Below are 25154 nucleotides of genomic sequence, written 5' to 3'. Positions count from 1 at the left end.
GCGACAGGAGTGACGGTTGGGGGATGGGCGGCAGGGACGAACAGAGCGATACGATTCCAACCAATCTGCGTCTCCTTCTGGTTCTCGAGGAGGTGGCACGGCTCGGGGTTCCTGCAACGCCGACGGAGATCAATCAGAAACTCGGCCTGCCCAAGCCGACGATTCATCGCTTGTTCTCGACGCTTGAGCAGGCCGGGTTCCTGCAACGCGAGATCGACGGTCGGGCCTACACGCCGGGACGCCGGATGCGCACGCTCTCGCTGGGCGTCCTCTCGTCGCTGAGAGTACGCACGGCGCGCCTGGCCGTGCTGAGCGCTCTTGCGGAGGACATCGGCGAGACCTGCAACATCGCGCTTCCCGACCGCGACGCAATGCTTTACCTCGACCGTATCGAGACCAAATGGCCGCTGCGGATTCAACTGCCGATCGGCACGCAGGTCCCTTTCTACTGCACGGCGAGCGGCAAGATCTACCTGAGCAGTCTCGCCGACTCGCATCTCAAGCGCTATGCGCGCGCAGCCGCGCTGACCCCACACACCGAACGCACGCTAACGGAACCGGAGAAACTTCTGGAAGAGATCAAGCGTACCCGCTCCCGCGGTTTCGCTCAGGACGACGAGGAATTCATGGTTGGCATGATCGCGATTGCCGTCCCGATCCTTGACCCCAACGGACGTTTCCTGTCGTCGCTCTCCTTTCACGCTCCGACGCAGCGCATGACCCTGGAGCGCGCGACGACGCATCTGGAGCGCCTCAGGCGAGCCGCCAAGGAGCTCTCCAAACTGGTTGCAGACGATTGAATTCGCCTTTTGGGCACATCAGGACATCGCTCGTTCCAGAATCGGCCCCTGCGTTGTCTCCGACCTGCCCCCCTTTTCTTCATCCGTGAGCAAGACAAGGTTTCGGCGTGGTGCCGGGGGCAGCATCACCTAGGTCTGACTTGTAAAGATGTCAGACCGCAAAATTGACAGGTCATCGCCAGCTTGCGCACTCTTGGGGTATGAACAGGGTGAAAGACAGACCGTGCCGATAACCCGCCGTTCCGACGCACCGGTATTGGAGGTCAGTGCCCCGGTGCGGCAGTCCAAGCTGGCCGACCAGCTCTACGAGCAGATCCTCGAGCGGATCGTCTCCGACCAACTGAAAGAAGACGACCGTCTGCCCTCGGAGGCCGAGCTGTCGCGTATGTTCGGCGTCTCGCGTCCGGTCGTGCGCGAGGCGCTGAGCCGCCTGCGCGCCGACGGTCTAGTGATCTCGCGCCAAGGATCCGGCAGCTACGTCAGCCGCCGGCCGCCGCGCGACTTCATGCGCCTGGCACCGATCGGCAGCGTCGCCGACCTGCTGCGCTGCTACGAGGTGCGCATCGCGTTGGAGAGCGAGTGCGCCGGGCTCGCCGCTCAGCGGCGCACGCCCAAGCAGCTTGAAACGGTCCGCCAAGCTCTCAAGGACCTCGAACAGGCCATTGACAGCGGAGCCGTCGGCATGGAAGCGGACGTGCGTTTCCACGCCGCAATCGCCGAAGCCTGCGGCAACATCTGGTTCGAAACTCTGACGCACAGCTTTGGCCGGCATATCGAGAACGCCATCATGCTGGCTCGCAAACTATCGCTCTTGAAGGACAGCGAGCGTTTGGCCCGCGTCCAGCGCGAGCATGTCGCCGTCTTCGAGGCGATCGAACAGGGCGATGCGGAGGCCGCGCGTCTCGCCATGCGCCGGCATCTGGACAACTCTCGGACCCGCATTCTCAACGAGCAGGCGGAACCCTGAGCTCGGCCCTAGCGCAGGATCATCCTAGGCATCCGGGCCGCTCCGCGTCCCCGGGTTGGCGTCGCCGGTCGCGAGAGGCACCGTCGCGGGCTCGTTGCGCCGGCGCAGCCATAGCTGGCTGGCAATCACCAGGCCGAGACAGGCAGCGCCGATCAGGTCCGTACCCAAACCCGGCTTGATCAGCACCAGGGCTGCCGTGACCAAGAGCAGGCGCTGCCAGATCGCGGCTGGGCCCAGCAGATAACCGGTCAAACCGCCGGCGAGACAGATCACGCCGGTGATCGCGGTCAGCATGGACAGCATCACGTCGGACCAGTGGCCGATCAGCAGCAACGAGGGGCCAAAAACGAACATGAAAGGCACGATGTAGCCGGTAGCGCCGAGCTTGAGTGCCGTAAGGCCCGAGTCCCAGAGGCTGGCGCGCGAGATGCCGTTGGCGGCATAGACCGCCATGGCGACCGGCGGTGTGATGGCCGATAGAATAGCGTAGTAGAAGACGAACATATGCGCCGCTTCGACGGCGATGCCGAGGTTGACGATCGCCGGCACCAGGAGGGCGACCTGGACGATGTAAGCCGGTGTCGTCGGCATGCCCATGCCGAGAATGATGCCGGCGATCATGGTCAGCACGAGAGCGAGGACGAGGCTGTTTCGCGAGGCGTCGAGCACCAAGCCCGTGAAGTCGATACCGAGGCCCGTCAGGGTGATGACACCGATGACGATACCCGCGCAAGCACAGGCCAGCGCCACGGACACGGTGTTGCGCGCACCGGCGACCAGAGCCTCCAGAATGGTTCCGAGGCGCACGTACTGCCGCGTCGAACGCCGCAACAGCGCCGTCGGAATCACCGAGACGATCCCGCAAAGCGCGGCGAAGGGCGCGCTGTAGCCGAGCAGCAGCACGGTAATGATGATCACGAGCGGCAGGAAGAGGTGACCGCGTTCCATCAGCACGTCGGTCATGATCGGCAGCTCGCTGCGCGGCAATCCCTGCATGCCGGTGCGCTTGGCCTCGAAATGCACGGCGGCGAACAGGGCCACGTAGTAAAGCAGTGCCGGCAATAGCGCGAAGGCGGCGACCGAGAGGTAGCTGACGCCCAGAAACTCGGCCATGACGAAGGCGGCCGCTCCCATGATCGGCGGCATGATCTGGCCGCCGGTCGAGGCCACCGCCTCGACGGCCCCCGCAAAGCCAGGGCGGTAACCGATCCGCTTCATCATCGGAATGGTGAAGGTGCCGGTGGTCATCACGTTGGCCACCGCGCTGCCCGAGACCGAACCGAACAGACCGCTGGTGATACAAGCGACCTTGGCCGGCCCGCCGGCGGTATGTCCCGTCAGGCTCATGGCGAAGTCCATGAAGAGTCGTCCGGTTCCGGTACGCTCGATCAAGGTGCCGAACAGAATGAACAGCATCACGTAGGTTGCCGAGACGCTGGTCGGGATGCCGAACACCCCTTCCGTCGTCATGTAGAGCTGGTCAAGCAGCATCTCGAGGTCGAAATCGGCGATGAAGAAGGCATAGCCCAGAAACGCGGCGGCAGTTATCGGCAACGCCAGGCCGACGGCGCGGCGTGTCGCCTCCAGCAGCAAGACGATCATCGTCACGCCAAGCACGAAGTCCGCCGTTTGCAGCGGGTCGACGTAGGCCATGCGGTTCACGATGTAGTCGTTGAAGACGATGGGATAAGCCGCCGCCGCCAGCGCGCCCAGCAGCATCGAAAGGTCGTACCAGCCCGGCCGCTCGGCCTCGGCTTTCGCACGCCACGGCAGCATCAAGAACGCCAGCGTCAGCGCGAAACCGAGGTGGGTGCTGCGCAGCACATAGGCGTCGGGCGGCCCGAAGAAGGCCACGTAAAGATGGAATCCGGACATTGCCAACCCGACGATAACGATCGCCCGGGCAGCCCATGACTTACCCGCAAACATACCGGCTCATCCCCTTGACGGAAAAGGCGCGCGCCGGGGAGAGGTCGGGTCTCGTCATCCCGTCCCCTCCCCGGACGTCAAACTACATCGCGCCTTTCTCCTCGAAGAACCGGACCGCCCCGGCGTGCATCGGCACTCCGATGTCCGCCCCCATGACCTCGGGCGTGATGCCCTGCATCGCGCGAGCGATCGACGCCAGGTCGCTGACGTTGGCGTAGAGGTTCCGGACAACGTCATAGACGATTTCTTCATCCAGCGAACACTGCGCGACGAGATGGGTGGCGTAGCCGATCGTCGGCACGTCCGCGTCCTGGCCCGGATAACTCCCCGACTTCACCATGATTCTCTGGTAACCGGGATTTATCTCCTGCATACGAGCCAGCCCTTCGTCGTCGATCGGAACCAGCTTAATGTCACGGGCGCTTGCCAGATCCATAATCGAGCCCGCCGGTACCGTGGTGCCGAGGGTGAAGAAGTCGGCGTTACCGTCCTTCATCATCGCCACCGAGTCCGTATAGGACCCGTGGTTGACTCGCGACATGTCCTCGTAGCTCAGACCATAGGCCTGCAGCATGTGGGCCGTGATCGCCTCGCCGGTGTTGCCCTTCGGCTGCACGGCAGCCGCCTTGCCTTTGAAGTCGGCCGGGCTTTGCAGGTCGGAGTTGGCCAAAGCCACCACCTGAAAATACTGCGGATAGAGCGTTGAGACGTTGCAGACATTGTCTTGAGGCGAGTCGAAGGGTGGATTTCCCTTGACGCCGTCAACGGTCGAGACCGAGTTGGCGAATCCCATCTCGGCACGGCCGACCTGCACCGCCTTGACGTTGGCGATACCAGCGCCCGGAAGCACCTGGATACTGGTGCCGTCCATGTTGGACTCGACGATGTTCTGGATTGCGCCGCCCAAAGGATACCAGGACCCACCTTGCGGCCCCGTCATCAAGCGAAGCCGTTCCGCGGCGGCGCTTTGCGCGGTCAGCGCGATACCAGCGATCACGGCGATGCCGATCACACCTTCAATAACGGATTTTCTCATTTTATCCTCCCTTATCAGGTCGCCGGCCGGCATTTTTAGCCGTCCCGGCAGAAGTGTTGGCCCGCAGCGGGGCCGCGTCCGCGGTTCAGGTTCGTCTGTCACCTCCTTCGTCTGATCCTGCGACTCTCTCCCGACTTGTCAGCCGGCGGGAGTCTCCAAAAGGTAGCGGGCGCCGCAGCGCTGCGCGACGTCGCGCAGCATGACGGCCAGCTTTCGCGAGACAGGGACGCCCATAACCTGGCGTTCCCGCTCCTCCGTGATTTCCGGATCGCCCGGTACTAAAACCGGCAAGGCAGGGTCGACAGGCCGACTGGCACGCAGCCGGTCGATCATCTCGTCCATTTCAGCCTCGAACTCGGCGCGATCCCGGAACGCCGCAGGATCGAGGGCGAGAAAGAAATGTCCGACATTCAGACGGTCTGCGTCGGGGTCGCGCAACACTGCGAAGCTTGCGCCCGACAGCATGGCCGAAAGCACCTCGACCATGGCCGCCAGGCCATAGCCCTTGTGGCTGCTGAGCTCGGACCTGCTGCCCAAGGGCGTCAGCAGGCGCAGAGCCAGGGCCGCGGCCGCATCCCGGGTCGGATGCCCCTGTTCGTCAACGGCCCAGCCTTCCGGCAGATCGCGGCCCTCGAGCCAGGCCAGACGCAATTTGCCGATCGCGACCGTGCTGGTCGCGATGTCGAGACAGAACGGTGGATTGCGCCCGGCCGGAGCGGCGAAGGCGAGCGGATTGGTGCCGAACATCGGTTCGCGTCCGCGGGTCGGCACTACCGCGGCGTTCCAGACGTTGCTGGTGGCGAGGCCGATAAACCCCGCTTCCGCGGCCAACAGGGCGTAAATGCCGGCAGCACCGAAGTGGTTGGAGTTACGCACGGCAACGGCGGCGAGCCCACTCGACCTGCATTTCTCGATTGCCAAACGCATTGCCCGGTCGCCCGGATAGTGACCGAGACCGCCGCCGGCATCGAGCAATGCGGTAACCGGGGTCTCCCGCAAGACCTCGACTTGCGGCGCCATCGTCAGTTTGCCGGCCTGACGAAGCTCGTCGTAGAGCGGCAGCAGCCCGATCCCATGGGAGTCGACACCGCGCAGATCGGTTGCCAGCATGATGCGGGTCGTGATCTCGGTTTGCTCGGCCGGCATGCCCCAGGCGGAGAGGACGGCGCGGAGCTGCGCCTCGACCAGTCTCGCCGGCACCATCAACTTATCGCCGTCACGGTCGCTGGTTTCGATACGCTGTTCCTGGGGCGTCATAACATCAGCTCTTGAAGCGGGCCGCGAGAGCGTCCGATTGGCGTGCCAGAATTCCGACGTCCGCACCGACTGCGACGAAAAGACAGCCGGCCTCGAGCCAGCGCCGGGCCTCGGCCTCGATCGGCGTTAGGATACCGGGCGCCTTTCCGGCGGTCCGAATGCGTTCGACCGCGCCGGCGATCTCCGCCTGTACTTCGGGATGACCCGGATTCGCCAAATGACCAAGGTCGGCGGAAAGGTCTCCAGGTCCGATGAAAACTCCGTCCACCCCCTCCACGGCGGCGATCTCGTCCAGATTCTCCAGCGCCTTGCGGCTCTCGACCTGAACCAGAACGCAGATCTCCTCAGCCGCCCGAGCATAATAGTCCGGCACCCGACCGAACTTCGTCGCCCGTGTCGTACTCGCAAAACCGCGCACTCCGTCCGGCGGATAGCGGGTCGCAGCCACCGCAGCCTGCGCCTCCGCGGCCGTCTGCACAAAAGGGATCAGCAAGCTCTGCACACCGACATCGAGCAGCCGCTTAATCACCACCGTATCGTTCCAGGGCGGACGCACGATCGGCATCGCACTGCCGGCAGCCACCGCCTGGAGCTGCTGGTGAACCGTGGTCAGATCGGCCGGCGAGTGTTCTGTGTCGAGCAGCAGCCAGTCGAAGCCGGCGTTGGCCACCACCTCCGTCGAGACATGGTTGGCGAGGCTGCACCACAGGCCAATCTGCGCCTCCCCCTCTGCGAGGGCCCGCTTGAAACGATTGATCGGCAAGTCCATGGCGTTTCCCCTATCTCCGCGCGTCAGTGAATCTCCGGCTCCGGCACCGATGTGCCGGCATGCAGAAAGTCGAAGTCGCAGCCCTTGTCGGCCTGCGTGATGTGTTGGGAGAAGAGCGCACCGTAGCCGCGCCCGTAGTGCCGGGACGGCGGTTGCCAGTCGGCGCGACGGCGAGACAGCTCCGCCTCCTCCACGTGCAGCCAGAGCTTACGTGCGGCCACGTCCAACTCGATCTCGTCGCCGTCACGGACCAGTGCCAAGGGCCCGCCGACGAACGACTCCGGGGCTACGTGCAGCACGCAGGTCCCGTAGCTGGTGCCACTCATTCGAGCGTCGGAGATGCGCACCATGTCGCGCACGCCCTGACGCAGGAGCTTCTGAGGGATCGGCAGCATCCCCCATTCCGGCATGCCGGGGCCGCCCTGGGGGCCGGCGCTCTGCAGCACCAGCACACTGTCCGCGTCGACCGGCAGTTCGGGATCGTCGATCCGCGCGGCCATGTCGTTGTAGTCGGCGAAAACCACGGCCTGCCCGCGATGCCGCAGCAACCTGGCATCGGCAGCCAGCGGCTTGATCACCGCTCCGTCGGGCGCCAAGTTGCCGCTCACGACCGCCAGACCACCGCCTTCGGCCAGGGCTTGCGCACGTGGCCGAATGACCTCCTCGTTATGGATGCGCGCGCCGGCTATGCCTTGCCCGAGCGTCTCGCCCGTAACCGTCGGGCAGTCGAGGTCGAGCAGGTCGCTCAGCTCGGCCAGCAGCGCGCGCAGACCGCCGGCGTAGTAGAAGTCTTCCATCAGGAACCGCCCGGCCGGGCGGACATCGGCCAGCACCGGCACACTGCGGGCCAACGCGTCGAAGCGAGCCAGCGGCAGGTCGACCCCGGCGCGCCCGGCCATGGCAACCAGATGGACGATGGCGTTGGTCGAACCGCTCAACGCCAGCACCGTGACTAGCGCGTTGTCGAAAGCGGCCGGCGTCAGCAGTTTCGCAGGACGCAGGTCGTCCCAAACCAGCTCGACGATCCGTCGGCCGCAAGCGGCGGCCATGCGGGCATGGTTCGAGTCCGCGGCCGGTATCGATGAAGCACCGGGCAGGGTGAGACCCAGCGCCTCGATCGCCGCGGCCATGGTGGAGGCTGTCCCCATGGTCATGCAGGTGCCGGGGGAGCGCGCGATACCCTCCTCGATCTCCTGCCAATCGCGTTCGTCAATGGTACCCGCGCGCAGCTCGGCCCAGTACTTCCAGCTGTCGGAACCGCTGCCAAGCACCTTACCCTGCCAGTTACCGCGCAGCATCGGCCCCGCCGGAACGACGATGGTCGGCAGATCCATCGAGGTGGCGCCCATCACCAGTGCCGGCAGTGTCTTGTCGCAACCGCCGAGCAGTACGCATCCGTCGATCGGATAGGAACGCAGCAGCTCCTCCGCCTCCATCGCCAGAAGATTGCGGTACAGCATCGTTGTCGGTTTCTGAAAGGGCTCGCTCAGGGAGATGGCCGGCATCTCAACCGGAAAGCCGCCGGCCTGCCAGATACCGCGCTTGATCTCCTCCACGCGCTGGCGAAAGTGAGTATGGCAGGGGTTGATGTCGCTCCAGGTGTTGAGGATCGCGATCACCGGCTTACCGGCGAACTCCTCGCGTCCGTAGCCCATCTGGAAGGTACGCGAGCGGTGCCCGAAGGCACGCAGGTCCTCGGCGCCGTACCAGCGATGGCTGCGCAACTCTTCGGGTTTCTTCCTGCGGGTCGCCATCGCCGGTCTATCCTTTTGCCTCAGCCCGTCGCGGCCTCGGCCGTATCGCGTGAGCCGCTCGAAGCAGGACCCGAGGCGAGCGCCTCGGGATCGAGGTGCAGTTGCATGAGTACAGGTCCGTCGGCGACCAGATGGCGCTCGCAAGCTCTGCCGTATTGGGCCGAGGGCTCAGGCCCGCGCCGCCTTGGTCGATCTGCAGAATCATCGCCTGCAGTCCCGGTGACTCCCTGGAATTCGGTGAACGTCATGATCGCCGATCAACCCGCGGCAAGCCTCCAGGCCCTAGAAAGCCTGGGTCGACGTCACGCCTGCCGAAAGCATGCACCAAACTCTCCGCACCGCTGTCTGGCCGTTCGATCATCGTCATGCGACTGGCTCTCTTTCGGTCGGAGGGAAACCGCCACCCAAAGTTTAGGAAGACGTCGATTAAAGGGTCAACTGGTTTGTAAAGACGTCTGACAAATTTAAAGCCTTGGGGCGATCCGTCAGCCAAGGCAGACCTACTCCTGGCGCGGGAGGATGCCGCCTGCGGGCGTCTGGTCCAGGTGCTCCCAATAGGAGCCTTCCTTGCGGGCGATATGACTGGCCAAGAGAGCGAGGACCAGCTCCAAATCGGCTGTCGCGACCAGATCGACCAACCGCTCATGTTCGGCAAACGACTTCTCGAGGTGGTGCGGGTCGATCCCCAGGTGCGTGCGTAACGCCGCCACCTTGCCGGCAATCAGATTGTAGCTCTGCAGAATGTAGGGACTGCCGCAGACTTCGCAGATCGCCTGATGAAAGGCGCCGTCGAGGGACAGGTAGCAGCTCACGTCATTCTGCGTCCAGGCGGCTTGCATATCGGCGAAGACCGCCTTCAGACGCTTCACCAGTTCGGCCCTGGCATCGATCTCGAAGACGCGGCGCAGGGCCGCAGCCTCCAGCACCCAGCGCATCTCGCAGATCTGGTTGAGTTCGCCCGGCGCCAAGGTGAAAACGAAGGTTCCAGCCTGCGGTCGGATCTCGACCAGACCTTCATGCTTCAACTGGACAAGAGCCTCCCGCACCGGAGTCTTGCTGGTGCCGAGCGATGCGGCGACCCGAGCCTCCGAGATCTTTTCGCCCAGCATCCAGTCGCCCTGGACGATCGACCGCCGCATGCGGGTCAGCACAGAATCGCCCAAAAGCGGACCTCGCTTGATCGGCCCCTGGTCCTCTTTGCCGGGAGAGCTCTCGCGCGTCGCCCGCGAGGGTCCGGTCTTCGAAGCGGCGGCAGTCCTTCCGGCAGTGCTTCGTCCTGTCATGCCTCCGCTTGACGCTCCCGATTTCAAACTGATATCTTAGATCTAAGAAGAATAAATGACGGCAGGGAGGATTCCACCCCGATGGTCGACACTTTCGACCGTTGGTTCGTCGCATTCAACAAGGCGTTGCTGGTCTTGTTGATGGCAGCGATGGCCCTTTTGGTCTTCGCCAACGTGGTGGCGCGCTATCTCTTCGGGGTTTCCTTCGGTTGGGCCGAGGAGATGTCGCGCTTCGCGATGATCTGGATCGCCTTCCTGGGAGGCGGTCTTGCACTGCGATATGGGCAACTGGTCGCGGTGGAGACTCTGCAGGCAGCTCTGCCGGACCGACCGGGACTGGTGCTGCGCTGGGTGTCGATTGCGCTCGTCATCATCTTTCTCGTCGCGTTGATCGTGCTCGGCCTCCAGTTCGTTGCCTTCTCCTGGAGCAATCGCACGCCGGTGCTCCAGATATCGCGCGGCATTCCCTATCTCGCCGTCCCGCTCGGCGCCGCCTTTGCGCTGCTGCACCTGGCGATCGGATTCCGGCAGGTGATGCACGGCGACTGGCTGGCGTTGGAGGAGTTCGACCGCGAAGCGATGCCACAGCGGCCGCAGGATCCGGCGGATGCCGGATGACCGCGCTCCTCTTCTGCGTCTTCGCGGCGAGCCTCATGATCGGCGTCCCCATCGCCTTCGTCATGGGGATCGCAAGCCTTGCCGTCCTCCTGGCCGACGGCGGATTTCCCCTGGTCGTGCTGCCGCAGCGGATGTTCAACGGGCTCGATTCCTTTCCGTTGATGGCGGTGCCCTTCTTCATCCTCGCTGCCGATCTGATGACCGCCGGGCGCATCACGGCATCGCTGCTGCGCTTCAGCCAGACGCTGGTCGGCCACATTCGCGGCGGCATGGGTCATGTCAACGTTCTGATCTCGGTCTTCTTCGCCGGAATCAGCGGCTCGGCGCTGGCCGATGCGGCCGGCCCCAGCGCAATCGCCATGCGCATGATGGTGCGGGCCGGTTACCCGCTGCCCTACGCGGCCGCCCTCAGCGCCGCGACTGCGACCATCGGCCCGATCATTCCGCCGAGCATCATCATGGTCATCTATGGGATCACCGAACCGCGCGTGTCCATCTCCCAGATGTTCATGGCCGGCGTTCTGCCCGGTTTGGCGATGGGATTGGCCTTGGCGGCGGCGAACTTCGCAATCAGCCGGCGCCATGGCTACGGGGGTGGCGTCGCGCAGGCCAGCCTGCGGGACGTCGCGGCGACGGCGGTGAAAGCCGCCCCGGCAATTCTGGTTCCGGCGATCATCCTCGGCGGCATTCTGGGCGGCATCTTCACGCCAACCGAAGCGGCGGCGGTCGCTGTCTTCTACGCCATGCTGATCGGCTTCCTGCAGGGCACACTCTCGCTCACGCTGCTACCGCAGATCTTCCTGCGCTCGGCCTTGCTGAGCTCCGCAGTGCTTTTGATCGTCTCGACAGCCTCCATCTTCGCCTGGCTGCTGACGGTCTTCCAGGTCCCGCAGAGCTTCGCCGCAGCCATTACCGCGCTGCCCCTCGGAGAAATCAGCACGCTCCTGCTGCTGGCGCTTCTGATCCTGATCTGCGGACTGTTCATCGATACGATACCTGCCGTGATCGTGCTGACGCCGATCCTGGCCCCCATCGCCTTCAGCGCGGGCATCGACCCGCTGCATTTCGCGATGGTGCTGATTCTGAACCTCACCATCGGAATGGTCACACCACCGGTGGGGCCCGTGCTGTTCGTCATCTGCACGGTTGGAAAGATCCGAATCGAGGTGCTGACGCGAGCGATTCTGCCGCTGCTGGCGGTTCAGATCGCGGTGCTGCTCGCCATCATTCTGCTGCCGGATCTTTCTCTAACGATCCCCAGGCTCTTCGGCTACCGGGGCTAAAAACATTAATGGGAGGACCCAAGGAATGCTCAAACATCTGACAACGGCCGGCGTCTTGGCAGGCGCCGCGATCCTGGCTGCGACCGCGGCCCAGGCCAATACGATCCGTTACGCCCACTTCCAGCCAGCCGCGCTCGACCAGCCGAAGCACGCGGCCGCACTTGCCTTCAAATCGCATGTCGAGGCGGCGACCGGCGGCAGCGTCACGGTCGAGATCTTCCCGGCCAGTCAACTCGGCGGCGGCAGCGAGGTCATGGAGGGTCTGCAACTCGGCACGATCCAGTTGGGCGTCGTCCACGACGGTCCGATCGGTTCGACCTTCGCGCCCTTCCAGGTCTTCCAGATTCCCTACGTCTTCCCGAGCCAGACGGTGGCCTGGGAGGTCCTGGACGGCGACTATGGGGACAGCGTCGCCGAAGCGATGCGCGAGCAGACCGGGATCCGCCTGATGGCCTACGCCGACAACGGCATCCGGCATTTCACCAACAACGAACGATCGATCACGAGCCCGGCCGACATGGAAGGGCTGAAGATCCGCGTTCAACCCAGCCCGGTTTTCCAACGCCTGGTCGAGAGCCTGGGCGCCAGTCCGACCGTAATCGCCTGGCCCGAACTGCCCAGTGCGCTTGCCCAGGGCGTAGTCGACGGGCAGGAGAACGGTGTCACCAATATCCTTGCCGCCGATCTCTACGAGAATCAGCAGTTCGTCTCGCTCGACGGCCATGTCTACAGTCTGCATGCCTACATGATGAACGACGCCTTCTTCCAAGGCCTCGAGGAGTCCGAACAGCAGGCAGTGACCGAAGGCATCGAAATCGCCAAGTGGATCCACCGTGGCATGACCGCGGCACAAGACGCCAACGCGCAGACCATCCTTTCCGAGGTGGGGATGGAGGTGACACCACTCAGCCCCGATCAGGTGGCTGCCTTCCGCGCCAAGGCGCAGAGCCCCGTTGCCGAGTGGGTGGCCGGCGAGGTTGGTCAGGCCTGGGTCGACGGCCTCTTCGCGGCGGTCGAGAGCGGCCGCTAGATCAAAGAACGCCCCACAGTCTCACCCAAATCGAAAGGGAATGCCGATGCCCTCGCAGGCAGCCAAGGTCGTCGTCGTCGACGGCGGTTACGATAGCTACGACACGGAGCGGGCGGTGCTCGCGCCGCTCGGCGCGGAGATCGTCTTGGCACCTTGCGAGGGCGATCCCCGACGGGTGATCGAGGTGGCCAACGATGCCGACGCCGTGTTGGTGCGCGAAACGCCGCTGCCGACGGAAACGCTTCAGCATCTGGAGCGCTTGCGGGCTATCGTGCGCTACGGGGTCGGCACCGATCATATCGACGTTGCCTATGCCGCCAGCCGCGGCATTGCGGTCGCCAACGTTCCCGACTACGGCATCGAGGAGGTGTCCGAGCACGCGCTCGGGCTGTTGCTGGCCGTCAAGCGCCGGCTGTTTCAGCGAGACGCCGCGGTGCGCGGCGACCGCTGGGGCCAGGTCCGCAGCACACCGATCCACCGCACCCGCGGAGGTACCCTCGGGCTGATCGGCGCGGGGCGGATCGGAGGAGCTTTTCTTGAAAAGGCGCGACCGCTCGGGTTCGCCAAGATCCTGGTCCACAGCCGCGATCCCTTGCCGGACGGTACAGAAGCGGCCGATCCCGATGGGATCTGCCGGCAGGCCGACGTGATCTCCCTGCATCTGCCGCTGACGCCGCAGACGCGGCATCTGATCGACACCAGAAGACTGGCGGCGATGAAGCCGACCGCAATCCTGATCAATACGGCACGCGGTGGCCTGATCGACGAGGCGGCACTTGCCGCGGCGCTCGAAGAGGGCCGCCTTTTGGGAGCAGGACTCGACGTTTTCGGCGAAGAACCCCTGCCGAGCGGCAGCCCGCTCCGTTCCGCCCCCAACTGTATTCTTTCCGATCATGTCGCCTGGTACTCCGAGGAGGCGCTGCAAGACCTGCAGCGCAAGGCGGCCGAGGAGGTGCGCCGCGCTCTGCTGGGCGAACCGCTCGTCAACCCCGTCCTACCGGCTGCCTGAGCCATGGACGCCGGACTTGAAAGACTCAGGGGCAAGGCGATCCCCGTCGTCCGCAGCGAAAGCACCGAGCAGGCGCGTAAACTGAGCGGTTGGCTGATCCAGGGCGGCCTGACGATTCTGGAGATCACCACCACCGTGCCCGGCCATGCCGACCTGGTCGCCGAGCTGGCGGCGGACTCCCGTCTGCTGGTCGGTACCGGCACCGTGTTGGACGCGGCCACGGCACAGACCGCGGTTGAGGCCGGGTGCCGCTTCCTGGTGTCGCCCTGTCTGGTGCCGGAGGTGATCGCCGTCGGACAGGCGGCGGGCGTGCCCGTCGTTCCGGGTGCGGCGACTCCCACGGAGGTTCTGACTGCGCACCGCGCCGGCGCCGCGGCGGTCAAGCTGTTCCCGGCCGAGCAGTTGGGCGGTCCCAGCTTCCTGAAGGCCGTGCGCAGCGTGCTGCCGGAGGTGCTGCTGATACCGACCGGCGGCATCGCGCTGGAGCGGGTCTCCGACTACTTCGCGGCCGGCGCCTTTGCCGTCGGCCTCGGCAGCCAATTGGCCGACGCGCGCGAGATCGCCGCGGATGCGCGAGACCAGATCCTCGCCCGTGCCGTCCGGCTGGCCGAAGGCGACACACCCTGAATCCCCCGATCCCATGAGAGGAGAGACACCCGATGAATACGCAAGACCTGATTGCCGGTTTCCAGGACACCGCGATCGCGTCCTGTGCCGATGCCTGCGACAAAGTCGTGGGCCGGCGTTGCTACATGGACCATGCGATCGCGCCGCGGATCAACGAGGACAGGATCGTCGGGCCTGCGGCCACGGTGCTTGAGGTGCCGACCGACGAGGTGCTGCCGCCGCAGCATGCTCTCGACCTGATCGATGAGGCCGAGGCCGGCAGCGTCATCTGCATCTCGATCGGGGCCGACGCGGACGTCGCCGTCTGGGGCGGCCTGATGACTGCGGGTGCCGTCGCCAATGGCCATGTCGCCGCGGTCCTGGACGGTGCGGTGCGCGACATCGTCGAGATCCGCCGCGACTTCGGCTTTCCGGTCTATGCCCGCTCGGCCTGCCCCGGTACGACGCTTGGCCGGGCCAAGACCATCGCCTCCCAATTGCCGGTCGAGATCGGCGGCATCCTGGTGCATCCGGGCGATATCATCGTCGGCGACATCGACGGCGTCGTGGTGGTGCCGCGCGAGCATGCCGCGACCGTGCTGGAGCAGGCTCGCGAGATCGACCAGCGCGAAGCCGAACAGGCGAAGCTGATCGCCCAAGAGACATCGCTGCGCAAAGGTCTGGCGAAGTATGGCCGCATCTGAGGGAGACCGCTCCATGCCGGATCTGGTTTGCCTCGGTGAGCCGCTGCTGGAGTTCAGCGCGGTGGCGCGGGACGGAGAGACCGTCTACCTGCAAGGCTACGGCGGGGACACGTCCAACTGTGCCATCGCCGCCGCCCGGCAGGGCGCCAGCGTCGGCTACGTCACGGCCGTGGGGGACGATGCCTTCGGCCGTGAATTTCTCGATCTGTGGCGGCGGGAGGGGATTGCCGTCGGCGCCGTCACCGTCGATCCGCACGCCCCTACGGGGCTTTATTTCATAACCTACCAGGACGGCCAGCACGAATTCAGCTACCGGCGTGCCGGCTCGGCCGCCAGCCGGATGCGGCCGGACACTCTATCGCTGGAAGTGATTCGAGAGGCGCGCATTCTGCATGTCTCCGGCATCAGCCAGGCGATCAGCGATAGCGCCTGCGACGCCGTCTTTACCGCCATCGCCACCGCGCGGGAGGCGGGCACTCAGGTCAGCTACGATACCAACCTGCGCCTCAAGCTCTGGCCTTTGGCGCGCGCCCGAGCGGTGATCCACGCCGCCATGGCGGAGGCCGACATCGCGCTCCCCGGCCTGGAGGACGCGCGTCAGCTGACCGGCCTGGATGCACCCGATGCGATCGTCGACTTCTATCTGAAACTGGGGCCCAAGGTGGTGGCGCTTACCATGGGCGCGGCCGGCACCCTGGTGGCAACCACCGAGCTGCGAGAGACCGTCCCCGTTCAAAAGGTCGAGCAGGTCGATGCCACCGCTGCGGGCGACACTTTCGACGGTGCCTTCCTGGCACGGCTGCTGGCTGGAGACAGCGTTGTCGGCGCGGCACGCTACGCCAACACGGCCGCCGCGCTTTCGACTCAAGGCTATGGCGCGGTCGCACCGATGCCGACCAGCGAGGCGGTGCAGCAGGCCCTGGCCGGGACGGCTCCGTGACAACAGAGCGGCCAACCGAAGGACTGGCGGCGACGGAAGACCAGAGCCCGAAGATCGCTTTCGTCAGCGGTGGAACCGGAGCGATCGGCCGCGCAATCTCGCTCGCCTTTGCGCAAGCGGGTTATCGCACCATCGTCGGCGCGATCGATGTTGCGGAAACGGCGCTGCCGGAGGTGGTTGAAGGTCGGCCGCTCGACGTGACGGACCCGGACAGCGTCGAAGCCGCGCTCGAAGGCCTGGATAGCCTGTCGGTGCTGATCAACTGTGCCGGGATCACCGCGCGGGAGGGGCGGGAGTTCGACCCCGAGGTCTTCGCGCGGGTCGTAGAGGTCAACCTGACGGGTGCGATGCGCCTGACGATGGCGGCACGACCGCGTTTGCGCGCTGCCGCCGAAGCAGGACGGGAAGCCGCCGTGGTCAACGTCTGCTCCATGCTCAGCTTCTTCGGAAGTCCGACGGTGCCGGCCTATGCCGCGAGCAAGGGCGGGCTGCTTCTGCTCACAAAGTCGCTGGCCGGCGCCTGGGCGGAGGACGGCATTCGCGTGAACGCCGTCGCGCCCGGCTACATCGAAACAGAGCTGACCCGGCCGCTTCACGACACACCCGACCATCGTACCCGGATCGAGCAACGCACGCCGATGCGCCGCTGGGGACGACCGGAGGACGTCACCGGCGCCGTAACGTTCCTCTGCTCCGAGCAGGCGCGCTTCGTTACCGGCACCGTGATTGCCGCCGACGGCGGCTATTCAGCTATCTGACCGCGAGGAGAGTCATCATGCCCGACGCATCGAGCGTTCACCCCCTGTCGCCTCCGGAGCTGGTGATTGCCGGCGAACCGGAAGACGAGCGGGTCTGGGTGCCGCAGGCGCCCAACGTCTGGTTCCGACCGCTGCTGCTCAACCGGGTACAGGGCCAATGGTGCAACCTGCTGCGGGTTCGCAAGTCCGGAGTCCTGAGCCGCCACAGTCATCCGGCGCCGGTCCACGGCTATGTGCTGCGCGGCAGCTGGCGCTATCTGGAGCACGACTGGGTCGCGCGCGCCGGCGATTTCGTCTTCGAACCGCCAGGTGAGACTCACACGCTCGTGGTCGACGCAGATGCCGAGGAAATGGTGACCTTCTTCAATATCTCCGGCGCGATGATCTACTTGGATCAAGACGACAAGGTTATTGGCCGTGACGACGTCTTCACCAAGATCGACATGTGTCGCGCCCACTATGCCGACTGCGGCCTGGGCGCCGACTACGTCATGCAGTTCGTGCGCTGAGCGTTCTCTCCGGAACCTTAGAACACGATGAGGCTGGGCAGGTAGGCGACCAGCAAGAGAACGCCCAAGGCGATCAGGTAGAAAGGCACCAACTCGAGCACGGTTCTACCAATCGAGGTCCCGGCAATGGTCGCCGAGATAAAGAGCGTCGTCCCGACGGGCGGCGTGTAGAGACCGATCGACAGCGCCAGTACCATGACGATGCCGAGTTGCACGGGATCGAAACCGATCGCCGCGGCAATACTCATGAAGATCGGTGCCAGGAGCAGGATCGCCGCCGGCAGATCCAGGAAAGTGCCGACCACCAGCATGACGGCGATCATCGACAGCACGATCAGCCAGTCGGCCTCCAGGCCCTCGACCATACCCTGGGCAAGTAGCCGAGGGATCTGTTCAAGAGTCAGCTGCCACTGGATCAGGCTGGACGCCATGATCACCAGCATGACCGCACCGGTTACGATGCTGGTATGGATCATCGCCCGAGCGATGCCCTGCAGGGTCAGGTCCCGGTAGAGGAAGCGGCCGACGATCAAGGCATAGGTACAGGCCATGACGCTGACTTCCGTCGGTGTGGCAATCCCGAAGCGCAAGGTGACCACGACGAAAACCGGCATGAGGATTGCTGGAAGTGCATAGACTGCCTGCCTGCGGAAGGCCCGGAAGCCGCCGTCAAAGGGGGCGCGCGGCAACCTCCGTAGCCAGCCGGACAGGACGCAGATCGAGGCCAGACCACTGGCCAGGATCAGCGCGGGCAGAATACCTGCGATGAAGAGATCGATGATCGAGGTGCTCGAGACCAGACCGAACAGGATCAGCGGGATGGAGGGTGGAATCAGGACCGAGATGGTCGAGGAGGAGGCATTGACGGCAGCACAGAAAGCGGCCGGGTACCCCGCCCGTTTCTGCACCGGGATCAGCGCATTGCCGAGTGCCGTCGCGTCGGCGACCGCCGAGCCGGACACACCGCCAAAGACAACGGAGCCAACCACCGACACCTGAGCGAGACCGCCCTGCAGTCTGCCAACCAGCAGCTTCGCGAAGTCGACCAAATGCTGCCCGAAGCGGCCGGCCATCATCAGGTTGCCTGCCAGAATGAAAAAGGGAATTGCCAACATCGGAAAGCTCTGCGTCGGCGCGTAGATGCGCTCGATCACGATCTCAAGCGGCAGACGGCCCGACCAGACGATCGCCGAAGCGCCGGCGAGCAGAAGGGCGTGAGCCACCGGAACGGCAAGGAGCAGCAGAACCGGAAAAACGATCAGCAAAACCGTGGTCATGGCGCGCGACCATCCTGCCCGGAGGGCGCGCGCGCCCGCGGCAACTCCAGGAAGAGCAGGCGATAGATCGAGGTAGCCGCGGTCAAGGCTAGTGCGACGCCACCAGCGACGATGCTGCTGAAACCCCAGGCTTCGGACAAGCCGGTGACCGCCAGGTAGCTGGAGGCTGCCGCCTCGGCCATTGTCACGGCGTAGCGCGCGATGCCGGCGAAGAGCAGCAGAACCAGCAGCTCGACGGCGACCAAGACAATACGCTGGCCGCGCAGTGGGAACAGATCGACCATGACCTGAACCGCGATGTGCGCACCCTTTTGAGCGGCCAGCACGGCGCCGGCGACGGCCAGCCACGGAAACAGCAACTGAGGCAGTTCATAGGCCCAGGTGATGCCCTCGCCGAGCAGATAGCGCAGCACGACGTTGACGAAGAGCGCCAGGAACAGACTGGTCAGCACGGCGATGCTCACCGCGCAGGCAGTCCAGACGATGCCTCGGTCGAGCCACTCGACGAGCGCGGGAAAGGGGCCGCCGGGCCCCTCTCCCTTCCTGATCGCCGCAACTCGCGACGTGGTCTCGTCGAGGCCCTCGGCCTCGTTAGTCATGGTCGGCGATCAGTCCCTTTCCTGCGCTGCGGCTTCGGCGGCAGTCTGGAGCCGCGAGACAAAATCGCCCAGTTCGCTCTGCCACTGATCGTAGACGCCCGCCGTCGCTTGCTGGAAGGCGGTCGTATCGACCTCGGTGAACTCGGCGCCTTCGGCCTTCAGCATCTCGACCAGGTTTTCGGCATCGGTCAGGCTCCGGCCGCGTTGATACCAACCGGCATCCACTGCGGAAGTGCGGACGATGTCCTGCTCCGCCGACGTCAGCCCGTCGAACCAGGCAGCGTTGGCGAGTACCGGCGTGCTCTCGTACTTATGGCGAGAGAGCGCGATGTAGGGCGTGATCTCGTGCAGCTTGGCCGAGTAGATGTTGGTTAGCGGGTTCTCTTGCCCTTCGAAAACGCCCGAACGGAGGGCCGAGGGCAATTCGCTCCAGGCCAGCGGTGCCGGATTGGCGCCGAGAGCCTCGAAGGCGTCGAGAGTGGCCCGGTCCGGTGGGGTGCGAATCTTCATGCCCGCCAAGTCTTCGGGGCTCTCGATCGCTTTGGAGATGTGGGTGATATTGCGGATGCCGTTGTCCCACCAAGCCAGCACCACGTAACCTTGCGCGCGCGATAGCTCTGCGAGTTCATCGCCGAGAGGGCCGTCGAGCACCTGCCAAGCCTGCGGCAATTCGGCGAAGAGGAATGGAAGCCCCAACGCCCCGACCTCGGGCACGACTTGACTGTAGGCACCCTGAGAGTTGGCGGTGATCTGGATCGCGCCCAGCTTGACCGACTTCAGCATCTCCGCATCGTCGCCCAGCGAGGCGCTACCCGCGACGTTGAGTGTCAGTTCACCGCCAGAGCGAGCCTCAACCAGATCTGCGAAGAGGCTAGCTGCGTCATAGCGCGGATTACCGGGCTGGGCGCCGTGGGCGAAGGTAATCTCCTCGGCCTGTGCCGCCACAGCGGCGCCCCAGGCCAGCAACGTCGCCGCCGCCAGGAGTCTCCCAGGTTTCTTGAGTTGTAGGGTCATTTGCGTGTCCTCCTTCTATTTAGTCGTTTGATTTTCTTCGTTGTTCGTTTTCTCTCTTGGTCTCCGTCCTTGCTGCGCGTCTCTGCTCAGAGCCATTCCTTGACCGACTGGACGACGCGGTCGACCGACAACCCGTAGCGCTCGTGCAGCGTCGGCAGAGCGCCGGCATCCAGAAACTCGTCGGGAAGCGCGATCTGCCGAAAAGCGGGCGTCACGCCGGCACGCAGCAGAGTGCCCGCGACCGCCTCGCCGAGTCCGCCGACGATGGTATGGTTCTCAGCGGTGACCACCAGCCGTCCCGACCGGCCGCACTCGGCCAGAACCGTCTCCCTGTCGAGCGGCTTGATCGTGGGTACATGCAGCACCGCGCAGTCCACACCTTCGGCCCCCAACTGCTTGGCCGCCTCCAGCACCCGCATGGTCATGAAGCCGGTTGAGACGAAAAGCACATCGCGACCGCCGCGCAGGGTCTTGGCCTTGCCGAGTTCGAAGCGATAGCCATATTCGCCCAGAACATCCGGGACCTTGCCGCGCAGCAAACGCATGTAGACCGGACCTTTATGCGCGGCAATCGCGGCGGTCGCCTGGGCGATCTCCGTCGCGTCGCAAGGGTCCAAGATGGCCAGGTTCGGCAAACCGCGAAAGATTGCCAAATCTTCGGTCGCCTGGTGGCTCGGTCCGTAACCGGTGGTCAGGCCAGGTAGTGCGCAGACGATCTTTACGTCCAGCGACTCTTCTGCGATCGCCATACAAATGAAGTCGTAGGCGCGCCGCGAGGCGAAGACCGCATAGGTCGTGGCGAAGGGCGTGAAGCCTTCACGGGCTAGGCCGGCGGCCGCACTGACCATGACCTGCTCCGCCATACCCATCTGATAGAAACGGTCCGGGTAGCGCTCCGCGAAGACATTCAGGTCGGTGTATTTCGCAAGGTCGGCGCTCAAGCCGACAATGCGCGGGTTGTTCTCCGCAGCCTCGCAGAGCGCATGACCGAAAGGCGCTGACTTGGTCGGCAGACCCTCGGCGGCCAGGGAGGCAATCATCGCCGAGGTGGTGAGGCGGGTACCGCCAGTCCTCGGACTACGCGGTTCGTACTTGGACGGCCTCATTGCGCCTCTCCCCGGTCAAGGATTTCCAAGGCTTTCGCCCACTCCTCAGGCTCGACGCGCAGGAAGTGATTCTTTTCGCGAGCCTCCAGGAAAGGTATGCCCTTGGCCATACGGGTATCGCAGATGACGACCCGAGGCTGCGGTCCAGCATGGTCGCGTGCCGCGTCGAAGGCCGCACGCACGGCATCTATGTCGTTGCCATCGACCCGCTGGACATGCCAGCCGAAGCCCGCCCACTTCGCTTCTAAAGGCTCCGCGCAGAGCATGCGGGTGGAAGGGCCGTCGGCTTGCTGGTTGTTGAAGTCGATGACCGCGATCAGGTTGTCGAGCCGATGGTGGCTCGCCGACATAGCCGCCTCCCAGGTCGAACCTTCGCCCAGTTCGCCATCGGACAGGAGATTGTAAACGAAGGCCTCCGACTTCTTCCGCTTCAGGCCGAGACACATGCCGACAGCGATGCCAAGGCCGTGACCGAGAGAACCGCCGGTGATCTCCATGCCTGGGGTGTAGGCGGCCATGCCGGACATGGGCATACGGCTGTCGTCGGCACCATAGGTCTCTATCTCGTTCTCCGGCAGCACACCGGCCTCGATCAGCGCAGCATAGAGCGCGATCGCGTAATGGCCGATCGACAGCAGGAAGCGATCACGCCCCTCCCACTCGGGATCGTCGGGGCGATGGACCAGCGCGTGGAAATAGGCGACCGCCAGCACGTCGGCGATGCCCAGCGCCTGAGCGATGTAGCCCTGGCCTTGGACTTCGCCCATGCGCAGGGCGTGGCGCCGGATCCGCCGAGCGCGCTCAGGCAGTGTCACGTTGCTGCGCGGCCTGGCGTCCGGCACGAGTTCCTTCTCACCCATGAATAAGCATGCCGCCGTTGACGTCGATGACGGCGCCGGTGATGTAGGCGGAGAGCGGCGAGGCCAGAAAGACGTAGGCGCCGGCTACGTCGTCGGCCTCGCCGAGACGGTCGAGCGGAATGCCCTTGCGGATCTCCACACGCATCTCGTCGGTCAGCAGGTCGCCGGTGATGTCGGTCTGAATCAGGCCCGGCGTGATGCAGTTCACTCGGATACCGTCGGGTCCGAGTTCACGGGCCATGGCCTTGGCCAGCCCGAGGACACCGGCCTTGGCGGCCGAGTAGTGCGGGCCACCGAAGATACCGCCGCCACGCTGGGCGGAGACCGACGACATGCAGATGATAGATCCAGCCTTGCGCTCACGGAAGTGCGGGATAAAGGCTTGGCAGCTGTAAAGGACGCCACGCAGGTTGACATCGAGGATGGGGTCCCAGTCCTCCGGCGTGATCTCCATGAGACGGATCGGCTGGGAGATGCCGGCGTTGGCGGCAAGCACGTCGACCTTGCCGAAGCTCTCGATCACGCGCGCCGCGGCCTGCCGACAGGCGTCGCGATCGGTAACGTCGCAAGCGAGGCCGATGTGGCCATCGCCGAGTCCCCGGTCGGTTAGGTCCCGGGCCGCCGCCTGCGCTTGACCCGCGTCGAGGTCGAGAAGGGCCACGCGGGCGCCGTGCTGCGCCATCATCCGCGCCGTCGCGCGACCGATGCCACGCCGGCTGGCGGCCCCGGTCACGACCGCGGTCAGGCCGTCGAGCAACATCCTTCCGTCTCCCCTGTCGTTCTTCTCGGTATTAAGGGCGACGATCAGCCGGATAGCGGCCGAGGACAAACGCATACTTTACAGCTATCGGTGAATCTGGCTCATCTCTCAAATGGTCAAGCCTTTCCCTGCTTCGCTTCTGACGGCGTTCGAGGCCGCCGGCCGCACCGGATCTTTCCGGGCGGCGGCGGCAGAGTTGAATCTGACGCCCAGCGCGGTGAGCCACGCCATCCGTAAGCTCGAAGATCAGCTCGGAGCCAAGCTGTTCCTGCGCAGCGCGCGTGCCGTTCGGCTGAGTCCGGAAGGACTCGCTCTCTTCGAGGCGGTAGCGCGCGGTTACCAGGAGATTCGCGCGGGGCTCGAGATCGTCGCCACTCGCGAGGCGGGCCTGCTGCGCCTGCACTGCGCCCCCTCCTTCGCCGCAACCTGGCTGATGCCCCGGCTTGGACTATTGTTGCGGGAGAACGAAGGGCTCGATATCCGCCTGGCTTCGAGCACCAGCTATGTGGACTTTCCGTCCGAAGAGTTCGACGCCGACATCGTCTATGGGCCGCCCAAGACCAAGGGCACGGTCGTCGTGCCGCTGATCGAGGAAACTCTGACTCCGCTCTGCGCGCCGGAGCTGGCACCGGCGATCCGCCGCGCCGAGGACCTCAGCCGCCAGAGATTGATCCAGAGCGACAACAAGCTGCTGCGCTGGAACGACTGGTTCCGACGCAATGACCTTCCGATGCCGCCGCAGCAAGGCCCACGCTTCGACCGCAGCTTCCTGGCCATCGCCGCGGCGGCGGATGGCCTGGGCGTCGCATTGGAGTCGACCCTGCTGGCGGAGCGCGAGTTGGCCAGCGGTGCACTGGTTCGTCCACTCGGCGTCACCGCGCGAAATCTGCGCTATGTCGGTCACTACCTGGTGTTCCCGCAGATCGTCGAGCAAAAGCAGCCGATCCAGCTGTTCCGTCGCTGGCTGCTCGACCGCCTGACGCGTTACGGCGAGCCCGCGCGATGCTGAGCACGGCTGGCGCTGTGCCATCATGCCAAAGCCTTGCGTTCCACAGCCCCCTTCGGAAGCAGCGCCTCCAGGGCATCGCTGGACAGCCCCAGCCGCTCGGCGAGGACAGCACAGGTATCGGCCCCCGGCGTCGGCGACGGACGGACAGCGGTCGGACCGGCTTCGGCGAACTGAAGCGGCGATCCCGGTGTCAAGTAAGTCCCGACCCCCGGATGACGGACGCGGGCAAACATCGGATTGGCCTCGGAACAGGCCGGGTCGCTCGCCACCAACTCCCGGAGCGTCTGGTAGGGTCCCCACAACACCCGATTGGCATCGAAGACCTCGCGCACCTCGTCCAGGGTTCGGCCGGCGAACCACGGCTCCAGCAGGGCGGCAATGGCACCGCGGCATCGCCAACGATCCGCATCGGTGGTGAAGTCGCCCCGCAGGGCTTTCTCCAAATGCCTAAAGGCTTCGCCGAGCTCGGTCGCCGCACAAAGACCCGTCCATTGGCGCGCCGTGACCACGGTCACCATGACCCGTTTACCATCCGCCGTGGCGAAATCCCGGCCGAAAGCGCCGTAGACGTCGTTTCCAATCGCGCGGCGCTCTCGATCCAACACCTCGATCTCCGCGATGTAGCCCAAGCTACCGATCAACCACAGGGCAACGTCCTCGAGCGAGAGCTCCACCAGTTGTCCGGCACCGGTCTCGCGCCGGCGGTGCTCCGCCGCCAACAGGCCGAAGGCGGCAGTCATGCCGCAAAGGGAATCCCAAAGCGGTAAAGGATGATTGACCGGAACATCGGACTCGCCTGCACCGGTGATGAAGGGCAGGCCCGTGCGTGCCTGCACCGTATAGTCGACCGCCGTGCGGTTATCGTGCGTACCGCGGATGCTGAGCATGATGAGATCGGGACGGCGTCGACGAAGCTCCTGATAACTCAGCCAACCTTGAGCTGGCCTGTTGGTCAGTACGATCCCCGCGTCGACGATCAGATCCTGGGCGAGCCTCTGACCCTCGAGCGTACGGAGGTCGAGAAACACCGAGCGCTTGGCCTTGTTCAAACCCTGCCAATAGAGACTCTCACCGCTCTCGGTCACCGGCCAACGCTGCAGGTCCAGGCCGCCGCCGGTCTGGTCGATGCGCACCACATCCGCCCCCAGTTGTCCCAAAGCCATACCGCCCAGCGGGGCCGCAATGAAGGCTGAGATTTCAACGACTTTCAGTCCCGCGAGATTAGGCGCTCCCATGTCATTTTCCTCCCAATCATTCGTTATCGTTGCTCCACTGAA

Annotated in this window: 25 protein-coding genes; 12 read left to right on the top strand and 13 right to left on the bottom strand. The window is 64.9% G+C overall.

Annotation, left to right across the window (positions count from 1 at the left end):
• The first annotated feature begins 23 nt into the window (after positions 1–23).
• Positions 24–800, top strand: coding sequence for an IclR family transcriptional regulator (locus tag DBZ32_RS14515; protein ID WP_119167911.1), 777 nt, complete (start codon positions 24–26; stop codon positions 798–800).
• Between the two features lie 223 nt (positions 801–1023).
• Positions 1024–1767, top strand: coding sequence for a FadR/GntR family transcriptional regulator (locus tag DBZ32_RS14510; protein ID WP_162906766.1), 744 nt, complete (start codon positions 1024–1026; stop codon positions 1765–1767).
• A gap of 24 nt (positions 1768–1791) precedes the next feature.
• On the opposite strand, the gene DBZ32_RS14505 is transcribed toward DBZ32_RS14510, so the two are convergent.
• The 6 genes from DBZ32_RS14505 to DBZ32_RS14480 form a co-directional block, all read right to left on the bottom strand.
• On the bottom strand, positions 1792–3696 hold the full coding sequence (locus tag DBZ32_RS14505; RefSeq protein ID WP_119167909.1) for a TRAP transporter permease: 1905 nt from the start codon (positions 3694–3696) through the stop codon (positions 1792–1794).
• An 82-nt stretch (positions 3697–3778) separates the two neighbouring features.
• Positions 3779–4765 (bottom strand): TAXI family TRAP transporter solute-binding subunit, encoded by a 987-nt coding sequence (locus DBZ32_RS14500; protein ID WP_235830213.1) that lies wholly within the window; start codon positions 4763–4765, stop codon positions 3779–3781.
• Between the two features lie 105 nt (positions 4766–4870).
• A complete protein-coding gene (locus DBZ32_RS14495) occupies positions 4871–5989 on the bottom strand; it encodes an Ldh family oxidoreductase (RefSeq protein ID WP_208539239.1) in 1119 nt (372 codons plus the stop codon).
• Positions 5990–5993: 4 nt separating this feature from the next.
• A complete protein-coding gene (locus tag DBZ32_RS14490; RefSeq protein ID WP_119167907.1) occupies positions 5994–6758 on the bottom strand; it encodes an aldolase/citrate lyase family protein in 765 nt (254 codons plus the stop codon).
• Between the two features lie 23 nt (positions 6759–6781).
• A complete protein-coding gene (gene araD, locus DBZ32_RS14485) occupies positions 6782–8512 on the bottom strand; it encodes an L-arabinonate dehydratase (RefSeq protein ID WP_119167906.1) in 1731 nt (576 codons plus the stop codon).
• 500 nt (positions 8513–9012) lie between these two features.
• The gene (locus tag DBZ32_RS14480; protein WP_162906765.1) at positions 9013–9675 is read right to left on the bottom strand and encodes a GntR family transcriptional regulator; all 663 of its coding nucleotides are present in this window, start codon (positions 9673–9675) and stop codon (positions 9013–9015) included.
• Positions 9676–9876: 201 nt separating this feature from the next.
• On the opposite strand from DBZ32_RS14480, the gene DBZ32_RS14475 reads away from it, so the two are divergent.
• Genes DBZ32_RS14475 through DBZ32_RS14435 form a run of 9 tightly spaced genes read left to right on the top strand, consistent with a single transcriptional unit; the run spans position 9877 to position 17252 of the window.
• Positions 9877–10413, top strand: a complete 537-nt coding sequence (locus DBZ32_RS14475) for a TRAP transporter small permease (protein ID WP_119167904.1) — start codon at positions 9877–9879, stop codon at positions 10411–10413.
• Positions 10410–11696, top strand: a complete 1287-nt coding sequence (locus tag DBZ32_RS14470) for a TRAP transporter large permease (protein WP_119167903.1) — start codon at positions 10410–10412, stop codon at positions 11694–11696. The genes DBZ32_RS14475 and DBZ32_RS14470 overlap by 4 nt, the downstream gene beginning before the upstream one ends.
• A 25-nt stretch (positions 11697–11721) precedes the next feature.
• Positions 11722–12726 (top strand): DctP family TRAP transporter solute-binding subunit, encoded by a 1005-nt coding sequence (locus tag DBZ32_RS14465; RefSeq protein ID WP_119167902.1) that lies wholly within the window; start codon positions 11722–11724, stop codon positions 12724–12726.
• Between the two features lie 46 nt (positions 12727–12772).
• Entirely contained in the window at positions 12773–13735 is a 963-nt protein-coding gene (locus DBZ32_RS14460; protein WP_119168372.1) for a C-terminal binding protein, read from the top strand.
• A gap of 3 nt (positions 13736–13738) precedes the next feature.
• On the top strand, positions 13739–14362 hold the full coding sequence (locus DBZ32_RS14455; protein ID WP_119167901.1) for a bifunctional 4-hydroxy-2-oxoglutarate aldolase/2-dehydro-3-deoxy-phosphogluconate aldolase: 624 nt from the start codon (positions 13739–13741) through the stop codon (positions 14360–14362).
• A gap of 32 nt (positions 14363–14394) precedes the next feature.
• Positions 14395–15045 carry an RraA family protein gene (locus DBZ32_RS14450; RefSeq protein ID WP_119167900.1) on the top strand — a complete coding sequence of 217 codons (651 nt, stop codon included), beginning with the start codon at positions 14395–14397 and terminating at the stop codon, positions 15043–15045.
• Positions 15046–15058: 13 nt separating this feature from the next.
• The gene (locus tag DBZ32_RS14445) at positions 15059–15985 is read left to right on the top strand and encodes a sugar kinase (RefSeq protein WP_119167899.1); all 927 of its coding nucleotides are present in this window, start codon (positions 15059–15061) and stop codon (positions 15983–15985) included.
• Positions 15982–16743, top strand: coding sequence for an SDR family NAD(P)-dependent oxidoreductase (locus tag DBZ32_RS14440; protein WP_208539238.1), 762 nt, complete (start codon positions 15982–15984; stop codon positions 16741–16743). The genes DBZ32_RS14445 and DBZ32_RS14440 overlap by 4 nt, the downstream gene beginning before the upstream one ends.
• Positions 16744–16760: 17 nt before the next feature.
• Complete coding sequence (locus DBZ32_RS14435; protein ID WP_119167898.1) at positions 16761–17252, top strand: 2,4'-dihydroxyacetophenone dioxygenase family protein; 492 nt, start codon at positions 16761–16763, stop codon at positions 17250–17252.
• A 17-nt stretch (positions 17253–17269) separates the two neighbouring features.
• Here the strand turns inward: DBZ32_RS14435 and DBZ32_RS14430 are convergent, their stop codons facing one another.
• From DBZ32_RS14430 to DBZ32_RS14405, 6 genes are all read right to left on the bottom strand, one after another.
• On the bottom strand, positions 17270–18529 hold the full coding sequence (locus DBZ32_RS14430; protein WP_119167897.1) for a TRAP transporter large permease: 1260 nt from the start codon (positions 18527–18529) through the stop codon (positions 17270–17272).
• A complete protein-coding gene (locus DBZ32_RS14425) occupies positions 18526–19128 on the bottom strand; it encodes a TRAP transporter small permease (protein ID WP_119167896.1) in 603 nt (200 codons plus the stop codon). Before DBZ32_RS14425 ends, DBZ32_RS14430 begins: the two co-directional genes overlap by 4 nt.
• A 9-nt stretch (positions 19129–19137) precedes the next feature.
• Positions 19138–20142, bottom strand: coding sequence for a TRAP transporter substrate-binding protein (locus DBZ32_RS14420; protein ID WP_119167895.1), 1005 nt, complete (start codon positions 20140–20142; stop codon positions 19138–19140).
• Between the two features lie 86 nt (positions 20143–20228).
• Positions 20229–21248 (bottom strand): transketolase family protein, encoded by a 1020-nt coding sequence (locus tag DBZ32_RS14415; protein ID WP_119167894.1) that lies wholly within the window; start codon positions 21246–21248, stop codon positions 20229–20231.
• Complete coding sequence (locus tag DBZ32_RS14410) at positions 21245–22108, bottom strand: transketolase (protein ID WP_119167893.1); 864 nt, start codon at positions 22106–22108, stop codon at positions 21245–21247. Before DBZ32_RS14410 ends, DBZ32_RS14415 begins: the two co-directional genes overlap by 4 nt.
• Entirely contained in the window at positions 22101–22868 is a 768-nt protein-coding gene (locus DBZ32_RS14405) for an SDR family NAD(P)-dependent oxidoreductase (protein WP_119168370.1), read from the bottom strand. Before DBZ32_RS14405 ends, DBZ32_RS14410 begins: the two co-directional genes overlap by 8 nt.
• Before the next feature lie 112 nt (positions 22869–22980).
• Here DBZ32_RS14405 and DBZ32_RS14400 point away from each other — a divergent pair, with 112 nt between their 5' ends.
• The gene (locus DBZ32_RS14400) at positions 22981–23877 is read left to right on the top strand and encodes a LysR substrate-binding domain-containing protein (protein ID WP_119167892.1); all 897 of its coding nucleotides are present in this window, start codon (positions 22981–22983) and stop codon (positions 23875–23877) included.
• A gap of 20 nt (positions 23878–23897) precedes the next feature.
• On the opposite strand, the gene DBZ32_RS14395 is transcribed toward DBZ32_RS14400, so the two are convergent.
• Positions 23898–25112, bottom strand: a complete 1215-nt coding sequence (locus tag DBZ32_RS14395) for a CoA transferase (protein WP_119167891.1) — start codon at positions 25110–25112, stop codon at positions 23898–23900.
• Positions 25113–25154 lie beyond the last annotated feature (42 nt).

Origin of the sequence: Algihabitans albus (genome assembly GCF_003572205.1) — a bacterium.
Classification (GTDB): Bacteria; Pseudomonadota; Alphaproteobacteria; order Kiloniellales; family DSM-21159; genus Algihabitans; species Algihabitans albus.
The sequence above is the reverse complement of the archived record's forward strand: the minus strand, read 5'-3'. Positions and strand labels throughout refer to the sequence as shown.

Excerpts from the sequence above, each read along its gene's own strand:
- DBZ32_RS14460 (WP_119168372.1), top strand. The coding sequence starts at position 12,773 with ATGCCCTCGCAGGCAGCCAAGGTCGTCGTCGTCGACGGCGGTTACGAT.
- DBZ32_RS14415 (WP_119167894.1), bottom strand. The coding sequence starts at position 21,248 with ATGAGGCCGTCCAAGTACGAACCGCGTAGTCCGAGGACTGGCGGTACC.
- DBZ32_RS14425 (WP_119167896.1), bottom strand. The coding sequence starts at position 19,128 with ATGACTAACGAGGCCGAGGGCCTCGACGAGACCACGTCGCGAGTTGCG.
- DBZ32_RS14475 (WP_119167904.1), top strand. The coding sequence starts at position 9,877 with ATGGTCGACACTTTCGACCGTTGGTTCGTCGCATTCAACAAGGCGTTG.
- DBZ32_RS14400 (WP_119167892.1), top strand. The coding sequence starts at position 22,981 with ATGGTCAAGCCTTTCCCTGCTTCGCTTCTGACGGCGTTCGAGGCCGCC.
- DBZ32_RS14405 (WP_119168370.1), bottom strand. The coding sequence starts at position 22,868 with ATGTTGCTCGACGGCCTGACCGCGGTCGTGACCGGGGCCGCCAGCCGG.
- DBZ32_RS14445 (WP_119167899.1), top strand. The coding sequence starts at position 15,059 with ATGCCGGATCTGGTTTGCCTCGGTGAGCCGCTGCTGGAGTTCAGCGCG.
- DBZ32_RS14410 (WP_119167893.1), bottom strand. The coding sequence starts at position 22,108 with ATGGGTGAGAAGGAACTCGTGCCGGACGCCAGGCCGCGCAGCAACGTG.
- DBZ32_RS14450 (WP_119167900.1), top strand. The coding sequence starts at position 14,395 with ATGAATACGCAAGACCTGATTGCCGGTTTCCAGGACACCGCGATCGCG.
- DBZ32_RS14495 (WP_208539239.1), bottom strand. The coding sequence starts at position 5,989 with ATGACGCCCCAGGAACAGCGTATCGAAACCAGCGACCGTGACGGCGAT.
- DBZ32_RS14505 (WP_119167909.1), bottom strand. The coding sequence starts at position 3,696 with ATGTTTGCGGGTAAGTCATGGGCTGCCCGGGCGATCGTTATCGTCGGG.
- DBZ32_RS14490 (WP_119167907.1), bottom strand. The coding sequence starts at position 6,758 with ATGGACTTGCCGATCAATCGTTTCAAGCGGGCCCTCGCAGAGGGGGAG.
- DBZ32_RS14465 (WP_119167902.1), top strand. The coding sequence starts at position 11,722 with ATGCTCAAACATCTGACAACGGCCGGCGTCTTGGCAGGCGCCGCGATC.
- DBZ32_RS14515 (WP_119167911.1), top strand. The coding sequence starts at position 24 with ATGGGCGGCAGGGACGAACAGAGCGATACGATTCCAACCAATCTGCGT.
- araD (WP_119167906.1), bottom strand. The coding sequence starts at position 8,512 with ATGGCGACCCGCAGGAAGAAACCCGAAGAGTTGCGCAGCCATCGCTGG.
- DBZ32_RS14470 (WP_119167903.1), top strand. The coding sequence starts at position 10,410 with ATGACCGCGCTCCTCTTCTGCGTCTTCGCGGCGAGCCTCATGATCGGC.
- DBZ32_RS14455 (WP_119167901.1), top strand. The coding sequence starts at position 13,739 with ATGGACGCCGGACTTGAAAGACTCAGGGGCAAGGCGATCCCCGTCGTC.
- DBZ32_RS14500 (WP_235830213.1), bottom strand. The coding sequence starts at position 4,765 with ATGCCGGCCGGCGACCTGATAAGGGAGGATAAAATGAGAAAATCCGTT.
- DBZ32_RS14430 (WP_119167897.1), bottom strand. The coding sequence starts at position 18,529 with ATGACCACGGTTTTGCTGATCGTTTTTCCGGTTCTGCTGCTCCTTGCC.
- DBZ32_RS14435 (WP_119167898.1), top strand. The coding sequence starts at position 16,761 with ATGCCCGACGCATCGAGCGTTCACCCCCTGTCGCCTCCGGAGCTGGTG.
- DBZ32_RS14395 (WP_119167891.1), bottom strand. The coding sequence starts at position 25,112 with ATGGGAGCGCCTAATCTCGCGGGACTGAAAGTCGTTGAAATCTCAGCC.
- DBZ32_RS14420 (WP_119167895.1), bottom strand. The coding sequence starts at position 20,142 with ATGACCCTACAACTCAAGAAACCTGGGAGACTCCTGGCGGCGGCGACG.